The organism is Burkholderia sp. Bp9090 (assembly GCF_003857985.1).
Classification (GTDB): Bacteria; Pseudomonadota; Gammaproteobacteria; order Burkholderiales; family Burkholderiaceae; genus Burkholderia.
In genome coordinates this window covers 20,521-34,432 of sequence record NZ_QTPV01000063.1, presented here as the reverse complement: position 1 = coordinate 34,432, position 13,912 = coordinate 20,521, and the positions used below count along the sequence as shown (strand labels likewise).

The window sequence follows — 13,912 nt, the reverse complement described above, 5'->3', positions numbered from 1 at the left end:
ACACCGGGCGAAGCCCGTTCGTCTTTGTGCCGGAAATTGATACGCCCTTTGGTGAGGTCATAGACCGACAATTCCAGTGGACCTATCCGTCATTTTGTGGGCGGGGCATATCATGAGAGGTAAAAGTCATGGATATGCCAATGAAGAAGAAACGGAGAACAGTAGCCTCTCAGGCAGCGGCCCGCGGGCCGCTGCCTGAGTTGCCCAAAGAACTGCTGGACCAACTGGTCAAGGGGCCGATGACGCCGACCGAGGTTCAGGATCTGATGCTGGCGTTCAACAAAGCGGTCATCGAACGCGCGATGGGCGCCGAAATGAATCTACATCTGGGCTACCCGTCGGGCCAGTCCAAGCCGCCCGGACAAGCCAACGAGCGCAACGGCGCCAGCGGCAAGACGGTCATCACGGATCGCGGCCCGGTTCGTGTCGAAGTCCCTCGTGACCGTGACGGAAGCTTCGAGCCGATCCTGATTCCCAAGCACGAGCGCCGCTTCACCGGCTTCGACGAACGCATCATTGCGATGTACGCGCGTGGCATGAGCGTGCGCGAGATTCAAGGGTTTCTGGCCGAGCAATACGGCACCGAAGTGTCGCCCGACTTCATCAGTTCGGTCACCGACGAGGTGATGGCCGAAGCGCTGAGCTGGCAGAGCCGCCCGCTCGAGGCGATGTATCCGGTCGTGTTCTTCGACGCGCTGCGGGTCAAGATCCGCGACGACGGCGTGGTCAGCAACAAGGCCGTCTATCTGGCCTTGGGCATCCAGGCCGATGGCCAGCGCGACGTGCTGGGCCTCTGGATCGAGCAGACCGAGGGCGCCAAGTTCTGGCTCAAGGTGTTCAACGAACTCAAGACGCGCGGCTGCCAGGACATCCTGATCGCCGTGGCCGATGGCCTGAAAGGACTGACCGAGGCGATCAGCGCAGCCTATCCGCGGACCACCGTTCAGACCTGCATCGTGCATCTGATCCGCAACAGCCTCGAATACGCCAGCTACAAGGACCGTAAGGTACTCGCCACTGCGCTGCGCCCGATCTACGCGGCTGCCAGCGAAGAGGCGGCAAGGCAAGCGCTGCAAGACTTCGCCGACGGACCTTGGGGGGCGAAGTACCCGACGATCGTGCAGTCGTGGCAACGCGCGTGGGAGCACGTCGTGCCGTTCTACGTGTTCCCGCCGGAGATCCGACGGGTCGTCTACACCACGGATGAAATACACAAGCCCCCACGCCGTACTTCGCTCGTTCGCTATGTCCGCGCTTCCGGCCACCGTATCGGCGCGCTGTCTGATTTGGGGCGCGACTGCTTCCACCGGTTAAACAGTCTTTGATAGGTTCGCTCAGACTGCTCAGCCACGGCTCGTTCCTGCTGACGGACACTCTTCAGACTGTAGGCGGCAGCCGGACCTTTGCGCGAGCCATGCTGCGCCGGCATTCCAGCCTGCAGTTCCAGCGCACGTAACTTGTGTGCGGTCAACGCGGGACGGTCCCACGCGAACGGCTCGTCGCGTGTCAGCACATACCATACGATCACTGCGAGTTTGCGAGCGGTCGCGACGACAGCAATTTGCTGGCCGCGGCGATCGCGCACGCGTAGGAAGAAGGCGCGCAGCGGCCCAGGCGCCTGCGTGGCGCCCCAGGCAGCCTCGACCAGCATCGCCCGTGCGTAAGAGCGCCCGCGCTTGGTGATGTGGCCGTGCCTGGCCGGTGTCGGGCCGGACTGATAGACCGACGGATTGAGCCCGAAGTAGCTCACCAGCTTCTCCGGATTCGGAAACCGCTCGATGTCGCCAATGGCAGATAGCAGCCCGATCGCCACCGTGGTGTTGACGCCGGTGATCGTCAGCATCACGCGCAATCGCGCGTCGTCGATGGTCGCTTGCGCGAGTGCTTGCTCCACCTCGCGCAGATCCTCACCGAGGCGGTCCAGTTCGCGCAGCCGCTGCTCAACACCGAGTCGCTCGTCCAACGGAAGCGGTTGAACGCCGAGCCAGGCACGCCCCTTCTTGCCAAACAGATCGGTGGCGGGGCATCGCTCGATCAGATGCGCGGCCAGAACCGCATGAATCTCGTTCTTCAGCCGCGTGCGCTGCCGCACCAGCTGTGAACGACGCGAGATCTGTCGGCGCAGCGCCAGCGTGTGCTCGTCCGGCATCCATACTTCCGGCAGAAAGCCGCTTGCATACAGCTGTGCCAGTACGGCTGCCTCGATCTTGTCCGTCTTGACGCGAGCCTCCGCGATCAGCCGAACTTGCAGCGGATTGGCAATCGCCACGCGCGCGACGTGCCGACGAAGCACGTTGACGATGGCGGCAGTGTTGCCGGTTGCTTCGAGCACCACATGATCGGTGGCGCGCAGCTTCTCGGCAAAACGCTCCAGTTCGTCGCGTCGCAACCCGGTGCGGCCGCCTGCATGCAGCGTGCCATCCTCCAGGTACGCGATCTCGGCCACTGAGCGCGAGACGTCAAACCCCACGATTCGCATAACCGTCTCCCGCATCAGATCACTGTTGGGAGCCGGTGGGACAGCACGACAACTACGGATTCGCGCTCACAGCGCAACCGGGCGGGTCGCAGGGGCGGCCAACTACTAACACGAGCTCGCGGCTCATCGTGTAACAACGGCCTGCCCACCCGAAGTGCTCCCCAGTGCCCCTGTCCCGGATGGTCACACCATACGCTCAAACCACTCGGCGCGGAAACGCGAGGCACCGGCTATATCATGCCGGTTACGAACGCCATAGAAAGTTTGAACATGCAGTTGCGCAAGATCATCAAGACCCGTGGTCACTTCCCGAATGATGAGGCCGCGATCAAACTGCTCTGGCTGGCGTTGCGCAACGTGCTGGCCAAGACCGTACGCGCTGCGTTCGACTGGAAATCAGCGATGAATCAGTTTGCTATCCTGTTCGGAGAGCGATTTATGCAGGCGCGTGGATAACGCGCTGTTCAACCGCCTCGCCCACAAAAATGCAGACAGGTTCCGCTGACGCGTATCACCGCTATGCGCGGGCATCTCCGCATACGGACGCCCGGCATCATCAATATCATTCCGGAGCTCCACGAATCTCAATATAGCCAGGCTGGCTGAACCTCGTCCTCACACGTTCACGAGCATCGACCTGGCATTTCATCCGGCCGCGTTGATGACCTTCGTTTCCAGGTAATCCTCGAAACCGAACGCCCCCCACTCGCGCCCGTTCCCCGACTGCTTATAGCCGCCAAACGGCGCATCGAAAGACTGATCGGCGCCGTTGAGACTCACCATACCGGCACGCAGTTCGCTTGCTACGGATCGTGCCAATTCCGCATTGCCCTGCAGATATGCCGCAAGTCCGTACGGCGTGTCATTCGCAATGGAGATGGCTTCGTCGAGACTCCGATACGGGATCATCGTCAAAACGGGGCCGAAGATTTCCTCGCGCGCGATACGCATATCGTTATGCACATCAGCGAACAGCGTCGGTTTGACATAGTAGCCGAGCTCGAGACCAGCCGGCGCATCCGGCCCGCCGGCGACGAGCGTAGCGCCTTCATCGATCCCCGCCCGGATGAGAGCACGGACCTTTTCGAACTGAGCGTGCGACGCAACAGGGCCGATATGGCCGCCGTGCTGCTCAGGACGACCGACCTGAATGCTGTTGGTCACCTCACGAGCGATTTCGACAGCCGCCGCGTATTCGCTCTCGGGCACGAGCATACGTGTGGGTGCGTTGCAAGACTGTCCGCTATTAGCCATGCAATGACGCACGCCTCTCTCCACGGCCGGACGCAAATCCGCGCCTTCGAGAATGATGTTCGGCGATTTGCCGCCCAGCTCTTGGGCTACCCGTTTGATCATTTGCGCACCCACCGCGCCGATCGTGCTGCCTGCGCGGGTCGAACCCGTAAACGAAATCATGTCGATGTCAGGATGCGCCACAAGCGCCGCGCCCGCAGTCGCACCGTCGCCGTTGATCATGTTGAACACGCCGGGCGGCAAATCGAGTTCATCGATCATTTCGGCCCACAACAGCGCGCTCAGCGGCGTGACCTCGCTCGGCTTGAGCACCATCGTGCACCCGGTTGCGATGGCGGGCACCACCTTGCACGCGATCTGGTTGATGGGCCAGTTCCACGGTGTAATCAATGCGCACACGCCAATGGGTTCGCGAACCACAGTCCCGCCGGAGACTGCGTGCTGGAAGCGAAACGTCCGAAGGGCATGGATCCCGGCCTCAATGTGCCCTTGCCCCGTGCGGGCCTGTGCCGCTACAGCGAAATCGATGGGCGCGCCCATCTCTAGCGAGATGACGCGCGCCATCTCGTCGTAGCGCCGGTTGTAGATCGACAGCAGTTTGACGAGCCATCGCTCCCGCTGCTCGACGGTAGTCCGCGAAAATTCGCCGAACGCAGCTTTTGCGGCCGCTACCGCACGACCGACGTCCGACGCGGAAGCAGCGGCAATCGTCTCGATAATCGACTCGTCCGCCGGGTTTTCCACTTCGATCTGCGCGCTCGACTCAGGCGCTTGCCATTTGCCCGCAATGTAAAACCGCTTCGCATTGGTCATTCGAGTCTCCAGTTGTTGAATTTAAAAAGGGGATTCAGCCTTGCCGTCATCGTCACCGCATCTGCTGCATCTGCTGCATCGCATCGAGAAATGCCCGTGGCTTTCCTCCTCCACTGCCACGATTGACCCGGGCGCTTGTGCCTGCCCGCATACCGGAATATGATGCATCATATATTTTATTTTCACAGGAGGAAAGTCCATGACGAAAGTTGCTGTAGTAACGGGGGGCGGCACCGGAATCGGTCGCGCGATCGCCGAAGAATTCTTGCGCGCGGGTCTGCGCCCCGTGTCCGTCGGAAAGGACGCGGACGAGGATCTCGATCCGGCGATCGCGTTCAAACGAGTCGACGTGACGTCAGCTGCTGAAGTTCGCGACGCATTCGGCGATCTTGCGCAGATTCACGTGCTCGTCAACGCCGCCGGAATCATCCTCCACGACCGCGCGGAGTTCGATTCAGCGGGCTTTCGAAAAGTGGTCGACGTCAATCTGAACGCCTGCCAGCTCACGACCGAAGTCGCGCTCGACAAGCTGTCCGCGGTGCGCGGCTGCGTCGTCAATATCGCATCGATGTGGAGCTTTTTCGGCTCGGCCCGTAATCCTGCCTATACGGCAAGCAAGGCCGGCCTTGTTGGCTTGACGCGCGCGCATGCCGCCGCGTTCGCGGATCGCGGAGTGCGCGTCAATGCAGTGGCGCCTGGCTGGATCGAAACGCGACTATCTGCGGGAGCGCTGAACAACCCCGAGCGCAGCGGTTCAATTCGCGCACGGCTGCCGCTCGGGCGCTGGGGGCAGCCTTCGGATGTCGCCAGGGGCGTGAAATTCCTTTGCTCGGCCGACGCGGACTACATCACGGGAGTCGTCCTTCCGATCGACGGCGGATTCAGCATCGCATGATGAAGCAGTGAGGATAGGCGGCGGCGATGCGCCGCCGCACGCATGTGCTACCCGCGTGGGGTAGCATCGCAATCGGATCGGGTAATCGGCTACTTACGTAGCGGCGACTTCGCCATGCTCCCGCTCGGCCATCCATTCGAGCAGCACGCGCTGGCCCCATTCGATATCTTCCTGGATCGCTCGCGATGCCCCCTCGGGATCACCCTTGCGCAGCGCGGCCAGCACGCGATAGTGGGGGTGCGAACGATTCGATATCTCGCGCCGCGGCAGATGCGAATGAAACGTGTGCAGCAGCGGCCCCATCCGGACCCACATGGTTTCCACGGTTGCGCTGAGCGTGGGCATCCTGGCTGCCGCCATCAATTCGAAATGGAAGTCGCGATTGCGCTCCGCGGCCTCTGAAGGGCTCGCGGCAACTGCCTCGATGAACTCGTCGTGCGTCAGGCTCAGATGGCGGATTTCCTTTGGGGTAATGCGCTGCGCCGCCTGTTCGGCCGCCGCACCCTCGAGAAGCCGCCGCATGAGCTGAATCTCCGCAACGGTATCGGCGTCGAGCACCGGCACCACGATCGAGGTTGCCGCAGTCATTTCCAGGGCCTGTTCACTGACCAGGCGGAAAATCGCTTCGCGCACCGGCGTGATGCTCGTGCCGAGCTTTTCGGCAAGGTCGTTGATACGCAGTCGGTCGCCAGGCGCGTACTGACCGTTCATTAATCGGGAGCGGATCTCTTCGTAGATGCGTGACGAGAGATTGCTCTTTTCGACACGGGCGAGTGGCTTCATTCTGATAACGGGACGAAAAATGTTTTCATGCATGATACATCACGCTCCATCGCCGCAACAGGCGGTGCCGATGCCGATAACCCGGCTGCGGGCTCAGTCGACTACGGCGACGGGCCGGCCGTGCCCGGTATGGGCTTTCAACGATTCCAGTGCTTCGGGCAAGCGCGACAGCGGCATCGGCTCGATAGGCAGCGGCGCCAGTGCGCGATGCAGCACGTCAGTGAGCAGACGCTCTCCCGCATCGACCAGCGTGCGCCAATGCGCGGCCGAGCCGTGGGTGTGCAGTGCATTCAGGGCCACTTCATGCAACGAGATGGCCGTCGTAAACGGTGCGACCGGGGATGTCTCCAGACGGTCCTGGATGCAGACGAGATGGCCGTTCACGGCGACGAAGCGCGCAAGTCGGGCGGCATGCTGGCCGCTCACCGTGTCAAACACGACGTCGAACGGCCGATGCGATGAAAAGGCGCTGCTTCCGATGTCCGGCAACAGACTCGTCGAAGCGCCAAGACGCGCCATGCGCTCGAAATGACGTGAGTTGCACATCACCGACACTCGCCAGCGAGCCCGCACTGCGAGCTGGACCAACAGCGTGCCGACCGCTCCACCGGCACCCGTTACCAGTGCTTCGAGGCCGGTCCGGTGCGGCACTTTCTGCGTGGCTTGCCACGCCGTCAGCATGGGGCACGGCAACGCCGCCGCCTCGGCAAAACTCAGGCCCGGCGGCAAGCGCAACAGTGCGCGGACCGGCACTGCGGTGTACTCCGCGAAACTGCCGTCGCGCGTGAGCGACTGGTGGTAGGCCACACGCACGCCGAGCCATTCCTGTTGGATGCCCGCGCCTACCGAGACCACCTCTCCCGCCCCGTCAACCCCTGGTATGTGGTCCGGCCGCCATGCCGGCGACCCCCATTCGATGAATTTCCAGTCAACGGGATTCAGACCCGCGGCGCGGTTGCGCACGAGCACTTCTCCGGGCCCCGGCACCGGCCTCGCCGCACGCCGCCATGCGAGCGCGGAAGGCGCGCCGGCGATCTGCCAGGTCCAGGCGCCCATCGTATCCGTCGTGTTGTTCGTGCCGATCGTCACGCTATCTTCCAGCATCGCTACACCACCGCGTCAAGTGCTGCGCCGCTCAGGGTCGTCTTGCCGAGCACGTAGTCCGCGCCCTTCTCGCCGATCATGATGGAAGCGGCGTTCGTATTGCCCGACACGAGATTCGGCATGATCGATGCATCAATCACGCGCAATCCATCGATGCCGCGCACGCGCAATTCGGGATCCACCACCGCGTGCTCGTCCACGCCCATCCTGCACGTGCCGACCGGGTGATAGACGGTTTTCGCGCGCTTGCGAATGTAGTCCATCAGCGCGGCGTCGGTCGCGACGCCCGCGCCCGGCAGCGCCTCCTCGCTCGTATAGCTGCGCAGAGCCGGTTGCGCGAGAATCTCGCGCGCCTTTTTCAGGCCGGCTACAGCGAGGCGTCGATCCTCGGCATGCTGGAAGTACTTCGGATCGATCCACAGCGCGGCGCCCGGATCCGCGCTGCGCAGACGAATCTCGCCACGGCTTTGCGGACGAAGCACGCAAGGATTGATTGTCGCGCCTGCCGACTTCACGTGGTCCTGATCCAGGTCCAGAAACACGATCGGCACGAAGTGCATCTGGATATTGGGACGCTCTTGCGGCGCGTCGACGTTGACGAACGCGCAGGCTTCGGTCACGTTCGATGTGACGGGCCCGCTCTTGAAAAGCAAATATTGCAGCCCGTTCTTCAGCGTGTTGGTGAAGCTGTCCTGGCCGTAGTAACCGTAGTTTCCCGTGCAGTAGGACACCGCCGGAAATTCGATATGGTCTTGCAGGTTCGCACCGACACCCGGCAGATCCTGCACGGCCTCGATGCCGTGCCGAGCGAGTTCCTCCGTCGCGCCGATTCCGGAAAGCAACAGCAGACGCGGCGACTGCACGGCTCCTGCCGACAGGATCACCTCCTTGCAGCCCTTCTCGCGTACGAGCTGGCCGTTGCTGACGTATTCCACACCGATCGCGCGACCCGCCTCGATCAAAATGCGGTCCACGCGCACACCGGTACGGATCGTCAAACGCCCGCTCGCCTCGGCGTTGCGCAGATAAGCTACGGCTGCGCTGCAACGCTTCTTGTCGCGTGTCGTGATTTGATTGAAGCCGACGCCATTCTGCCGCGCGCCGTTGAAATCGTGCGTGAAAGGAATGCCGGCTTGCTGCGCGGCGCGCACGAACGCCGTCGACAATTCGCAGCGTTGCGAAAGATCCGACACGCCAAGCGGCCCGCCGACGCCGTGATACCGATCGTCGAGCCGCTCGTTGTCCTCCGCGCGCCTGAAGTACGGCAACACCTCGTCGTAAGACCATCCCGAGTTGCCCAGGCGAGCCCATTCGTCGTAGTCCTCTTGTTGCCCCCGGATATAGATGAGCGCGTTCACGGAACTGCCACCGCCCAGCACCCGGCCTTGCGGCACGATGCGCGGCCGGGAGTCGAGCCCTGTCTGCGGCTCGGTTTCGTAGTGATACAGCAGATCCGTCGAGAGCAGTCTCGTGAAACCGGCGGGGATATGCACGAGCGGATTCCTGTCGCGCGGCCCCGCCTCCAGCAACAGGACGCTTGCGCCAGCTTCGATCAGTCGGCCGGTGACGGCGCTGCCCGCCGAACCGCCTCCGATCACGATGTAGTCGTATGTCAAGGGTGTCTCCAGTGTCTGCTTCTGGTCGATTGAACGGGCGCGACTTCTTTTGCACTACACATCGCTGCACTGCACATCGCTACAGCCCGCCAACCAATGATATATGATGCATCTCTATTGAACAACAACGACCGTGGTCGTATGGCTTCGCAGCGCCTAGGGGAAATACCCATCTAAGTCAGGCCATCTTGAATATATGATGCATCATCCATTCTCAATCGCCGCAAGATGACACGCTTTCACTTACGGGCAGCAATGAACACCGCCCATGGCAAACAGGATTACAGAGGAGACGATGAGCAACCACTTGATCATGCGCAACATCAGCAAGCACTTCGGTGGCGTACAGGCGCTGCGCAACGTCAGCCTGGAAGCGCACGGCGGTCAGGTACACGCGCTGATGGGCGAAAACGGTGCGGGCAAATCGACGCTCATGAAAATACTGGCGGGTGCGCACACGCCTGACGAAGGCGAGATCCTGCTGGACGGTCGCCACCTTCCAATCGACAGCCCGCACGCCGCGCAGGCGCACGGAATCTCCGTCATTCATCAGGAGTTCTCGCTCGCAAAGCATTTATCCGTCGCGGAGAACATCTTTCTGCACGACCTCGGCGCGGGAACGTCGATCATCCGCTGGTCGAAACTGAAGGCGCGCGCCCGCGAACAACTGGATGCGCTCGGCTTCGGTGAGTTGGACGTGTCGCGTCCCGTCTCAACGCTGTCGGTCGCCGAGCAGCAGATCGTCGAGATCTGCAAGGCGCTCTCGCGCACGTCGCGTGTTCTCGTATTCGACGAACCGACGGCCGTGCTCACCGCGCGCGAAACGACGCGTCTGTTCGCCCTGCTCGAGCGACTCAAGCGTGATGGCGTATGCGTCATTTACATCTCGCACCGGCTGGAAGAAATCTTCCGGCTGTGCGACAGCGCCACCGTGCTCAAGGACGGCACCTTCGTCAGCACGGTGCGCATTGCCGACATCGACGAAAATCGCCTCGTTCAGCTGATGGTCGGCCGAGAGCTGCAGGATCTCTTTCCGAAGCGCGACGCGTGCATCGGCGACACACGGCTGGAAATACGCGGCCTTTGCGCAGGCGAACGCGTGCGCGACGTCTCTTTTCACGTGCGCGCGGGCGAGGTGCTGGGCTTCAGCGGCCTCGTCGGCGCAGGCCGAACGGAGACGATGCGCGCGATCTTCGGTGCGGACCGCAGGAGCAGCGGCGAAATTCGGGTCGACGGCCGTCCAGTCGCAAAGCTGAAGCGTCCCCGCCACGGCATCGAGAGCGGTATCGGGATGCTGCCCGAGGACCGCAAACAGCAAGGCGTGCTCCTGAACATGCCGATCCGCGCAAACGCGATGATGACGCCGCGCAACACGCTCGCGCACCTGCGCTGCATTCTCGATCATCGTGCCGAGCGCGTGCGCACGCGCGAACTGATCAAACAGCTGCGGGTGAAGGCGCGCGATACCGACGTCGACGTATCGACGCTCTCGGGTGGCAATCAGCAGAAAGTCGCGCTGATGAAGTGGCTCTCGAACGGCTGCCGGGTACTGATCCTTGACGAGCCGACGCGGGGCGTCGATATCGGCGCCAAGATCGAGATCTATCACGTCATCAACGATCTCGCACGCGCCGGCGTCGCCGTCATCGTGGTCTCCTCCGACATGCCGGAGATCATCGGCCTGTGCGACCGCGTGCTCGTCATGCGTGCGGGCCGTATTGCGGGCGAACTCAGCGGCCCCGCCATCAACGAAAAGTCGCTGATATCGCTGGCCATGGGAGTCAAGTAATGGAAGGAATCATGCAAACACAGCGCACCGATGTTCCGCTGCTCCGCGGTCTGTTGCGCCATAACGCGTTGATCATGCTGATCGTGCTGTTCGTCGTATCGAGCGTCATGTCGCCCGCGTTTCTGAGCCAGGAAAACCTCTATAACCTGCTACGGCAATTGACACCCCTGCTGTTCGTCAGCCTCGGCATGTTACTCGTGATCAATACGGGCGGCATCGACCTGTCGGTGGGGTCGATCGCAGCGGCGGGCGGCCTGCTGGTAGCCATGCTGGTCCCGGCGATGCCGTTCGGCGGCATGACCGGGCTCCTCCTCTCGGTCGTGCTGGCCGTGATGCTCGGTGCGCTTTTCGGGGCGTTCAACGGTGTACTCGTGACCGCCCTCGGTCTCGCGCCATTCATCGTCACGCTTGCCATGATGACCATCGCACGCGGAATCACATACATGATGTCGAATGGCCAGCCGACGATGCTGCCGCTCGATCTGCCGGCGGCGGAATTGCTCAATGAATTCGGCAGCGGCAGCGCTCCTTGGATCAACGTGCCATGGCCGGTCGTGCTCGGCGTGGTCATCGCGCTGCTGTTCTACTTCCTGATGACCTACACCACGTTTGGACGCATGGTCGTCGCCACGGGCAGCAATGAGACGGCCGTGCGGCTGGCAGGTATTTCCGAGCGCGGTTACAAGTTCTGCGTCTACGTGATTTCCGGTGCGCTGAGCGCCGTCGCCGGCATCGTTTTCACGGCACGCACGGGTGTTGGCACGCCGATCACCGGCGTCGGCCTGGAACTCGACGGCATCGCGACGTGCGTGATCGGTGGCGCGTTGCTCTCGGGCGGGAAGGGATCGGTTCTCAACACGGTGATCGGCGTGCTCGTGCTGGGCCTGATCGGCAATGTGATGAATCTCCTGAGCGTGCCTGTTTATCCGCAACAGATCATCAAAGGCGCCATCATCGTTCTTGCCGTGCTGGTCCAACCTATCGGCCAACGCTAAACCACTTCTCCATCCGCCCGGGCCGCCACGCGGCCCCTCCGCTTCATCTTTTCTTTCATCCAACAATATTATTCAGGAGACTGAAATGAATGTTGCTCGCAGAGCACTCGCCGTCGCCACCGTGCTGGCGTTCGGCATCACCGCCCCTGTCCACAGCCAGGCCAAGGCAAAGATCTACACGCTTCTGCCGAATACGGCACTGTCCGGTGTGGTGGATCCGGCCCTGCCCGATCGAACGGCGGTCCGCAAGGCATGGCCGAAGCAGCCGGCCAATCCGAACCAGCTAAAAATAGGCTGGACCGACATCACGCTGGGCAATCCGTGGTTCGTTGAGCTCATCAAGGGGGCACGGCAGAGTGCGGCGAAATACGGTTACTCGATCGACGTGCAAGTGGCCGACGGCGATCTGCAGCGCCAATGCGCGCAGATCGACAACTTCGTCACGCGCAAAATGGACGTCATTGTGGTCGATCCGACCGATACGCTAGGTGTGTCCGCATGCATCAATCGCGCCGTCGATGCCGGCATTCCGGTCGTCACCGTCGGCACCACGCCGGACGCGAGCGCCCGAGTGCTCACCACACTGCTTGGCAACCCCTATGCAAGCGGTTTCGAGGTAGGCCGGTACGTGGCGAAGGAGGCAGGCAAAGACACGCCGATCGACGCAGCCGTCGTCATCGGCGTGCTCGGAAACTCGACGTCGGAAAGCCGCATCAACGGACTGATCGCGGGCATCGTCGATCAGCGCATGCGCGAGCGCACCACAAGCGCGAGCCGAGAGGACGCCATGTTGCGCGGCTTCGAACTGTTCCAGACCTTGAAGAAAACCGGCAAGCTGAGCGCCCCGGACATCAGATTCAACGTACTCGCGCTGGGCGTAGGCAAGTGGACCGAGGAAGGCAGCCTCGCAGCAACTGAAGATATTCTCTCCGCGCACGGCAACAAGCTGAATTTCATCCTCTCCGAGAACGACTTCATGGGGCTCGGCGCATTGCGCGCCGTACGAAACATGGGCAAGCAGGGGAAGATACGCATCGCCGATGCAGCCGGCGGTTACCGTGGAGAGCTTGACCAGATCAAGAAGGGCAACATCCTCGTGTCCGGCGAAAACTCCGGCGAGCAGACCGGTGTGGCTGCCATCGAATTCATCCACAACGCGTTCACGCGGCGCGTCGATGCGAACAATCTGCCCATGGGCTCCGGTTTCCCGCCGGCAATCATCACGCAAGGCAACGTCGACCAGAAGATCGATCCGAATCCGGCGAACCTCTTCTACAAGTACACGATTCCGCCCGTCCGGTCGATTTCGGAGATTCGGGCGCAAGGCACAAGCAACTAATTCGTTTCGCTTTGTTCCGCATGTAATGCAAGGGCGTGCACTGCCTTGGTCCGCACGCCGCGTGCTTTCACTGGAGATTCACTTCATGAGCTTTGACACCGACAGTTTTCGCGACAATCTTTTTACAGGACGGCACGTGCTCGTTTCCGGCGCGACGAGCGGCATCGGGCTTGCCATCGCGCGTGCGTTCCACCGACTCGGCGCGCATACCATCGCCACGGGCTCATCCGCAACGAAGCTCGACGCGCTACGCAACGAGGCGTCGCTGACCGGCCTGCGTTTTGCCGCGCTGGACGTGCGCAGCCACGGCGAAATCGACGCATTCTTCGGCAGCCTCGGCCGCCTTGACGTGCTCGTCAACGCGGCCGGCGTCGCTCGCCCGCGCGACGAATACGCGGATGATGTGTTTAGCGATGTACTCGACGTCAACCTGCGTAGCGTAATGCGCGTGTCGCAGGCCGCACGCCCGCTCCTCGAACAGTCGCGCGGCTCGATTGTCAATATCGCGTCCATGCTCAGCTACCTCGCCGACGCCGACGTACCGGCCTACTGCGCCAGCAAGACCGGCGTGGTCGGTCTGACTCGCTCGCTGGCCCATGAATACGGGCCGCGCGGCGTGCGCGTGAATGCGATCGCTCCCGGTTACCATCGAACCGACATGACGCGGATATTCTGGGAATCGGAAGAGTTGTCGCGCAAGATCGTGTCGCGTTCCGCTCTCGGTCGCTGGGGCGAAGCAGGGGATCTCGCGGGCGCGGCGGTGTTTCTCGCGTCACCCGCCGCGGCTTTCGTGACCGGGGTGACGCTGCCCGTCGACGGAGGATATGTGTCCGGCTTCTAGGCCG

10 protein-coding genes and 3 pseudogenes are annotated in these 13,912 nt (G+C 62.2%); 7 read left to right on the top strand and 6 right to left on the bottom strand.

Annotation, left to right across the window (positions count from 1 at the left end; all coding sequences use genetic code 11):
- Positions 1-77 (bottom strand): annotated as a pseudogene (locus tag DIE16_RS37600) (translation initiation factor IF-1); the annotation flags it as partial.
- A 57-nt stretch (positions 78-134) separates the two neighbouring features.
- Between DIE16_RS37600 and DIE16_RS34100 the strand changes: the two are divergent.
- Positions 135-1,265, top strand: a pseudogene (locus DIE16_RS34100) (IS256 family transposase); the annotation flags it as partial.
- Here the strand turns inward: DIE16_RS34100 and DIE16_RS34095 are convergent.
- A complete protein-coding gene (locus DIE16_RS34095; RefSeq protein WP_124524293.1) occupies positions 1,244-2,479 on the bottom strand; it encodes an IS110 family transposase in 1,236 nt (411 codons plus the stop codon). The pseudogene DIE16_RS34100 and the gene DIE16_RS34095 sit on opposite strands and share 22 nt — an antisense overlap.
- Before the next feature lie 234 nt (positions 2,480-2,713).
- Here DIE16_RS34095 and DIE16_RS34090 point away from each other — a divergent pair.
- Positions 2,714-2,935 (top strand): annotated as a pseudogene (locus DIE16_RS34090) (transposase); the annotation flags it as partial.
- 189 nt (positions 2,936-3,124) lie between these two features.
- On the opposite strand, the gene DIE16_RS34085 reads toward DIE16_RS34090, so the two are convergent.
- On the bottom strand, positions 3,125-4,546 hold the full coding sequence (locus DIE16_RS34085; RefSeq protein ID WP_124524292.1) for an aldehyde dehydrogenase family protein: 1,422 nt from the start codon (positions 4,544-4,546) through the stop codon (positions 3,125-3,127).
- 199 nt (positions 4,547-4,745) lie between these two features.
- On the opposite strand from DIE16_RS34085, the gene DIE16_RS34080 reads away from it, so the two are divergent.
- Positions 4,746-5,441 (top strand): SDR family NAD(P)-dependent oxidoreductase, encoded by a 696-nt coding sequence (locus tag DIE16_RS34080; RefSeq protein WP_124489528.1) that lies wholly within the window; start codon positions 4,746-4,748, stop codon positions 5,439-5,441.
- A 93-nt stretch (positions 5,442-5,534) separates the two neighbouring features.
- On the opposite strand, the gene DIE16_RS34075 is transcribed toward DIE16_RS34080, so the two are convergent.
- From DIE16_RS34075 to DIE16_RS34065, 3 genes are read right to left on the bottom strand one after another with little or no spacing between them, the layout of a single operon-like run.
- Entirely contained in the window at positions 5,535-6,257 is a 723-nt protein-coding gene (locus tag DIE16_RS34075; protein WP_012366404.1) for a GntR family transcriptional regulator, read from the bottom strand.
- Between the two features lie 60 nt (positions 6,258-6,317).
- Positions 6,318-7,328, bottom strand: a complete 1,011-nt coding sequence (locus tag DIE16_RS34070) for a zinc-binding dehydrogenase (protein WP_124489527.1) — start codon at positions 7,326-7,328, stop codon at positions 6,318-6,320.
- Between the two features lie 2 nt (positions 7,329-7,330).
- Entirely contained in the window at positions 7,331-8,944 is a 1,614-nt protein-coding gene (locus DIE16_RS34065) for a GMC family oxidoreductase (protein ID WP_124489526.1), read from the bottom strand.
- A 295-nt stretch (positions 8,945-9,239) separates the two neighbouring features.
- On the opposite strand from DIE16_RS34065, the gene DIE16_RS34060 reads away from it, so the two are divergent.
- The 4 genes from DIE16_RS34060 to DIE16_RS34045 all read left to right on the top strand — a co-directional run bounded on the left by DIE16_RS34060 (position 9,240) and on the right by DIE16_RS34045 (position 13,908).
- Positions 9,240-10,733, top strand: coding sequence for a sugar ABC transporter ATP-binding protein (locus tag DIE16_RS34060; RefSeq protein WP_124489525.1), 1,494 nt, complete (start codon positions 9,240-9,242; stop codon positions 10,731-10,733).
- Entirely contained in the window at positions 10,733-11,728 is a 996-nt protein-coding gene (locus DIE16_RS34055) for an ABC transporter permease (protein ID WP_124524291.1), read from the top strand. Before DIE16_RS34060 ends, DIE16_RS34055 begins: the two co-directional genes overlap by 1 nt.
- Before the next feature lie 85 nt (positions 11,729-11,813).
- The gene (locus tag DIE16_RS34050) at positions 11,814-13,067 is read left to right on the top strand and encodes a sugar ABC transporter substrate-binding protein (RefSeq protein ID WP_124489523.1); all 1,254 of its coding nucleotides are present in this window, start codon (positions 11,814-11,816) and stop codon (positions 13,065-13,067) included.
- 85 nt (positions 13,068-13,152) lie between these two features.
- Complete coding sequence (locus tag DIE16_RS34045) at positions 13,153-13,908, top strand: SDR family NAD(P)-dependent oxidoreductase (protein ID WP_124489522.1); 756 nt, start codon at positions 13,153-13,155, stop codon at positions 13,906-13,908.
- Positions 13,909-13,912 lie beyond the last annotated feature (4 nt).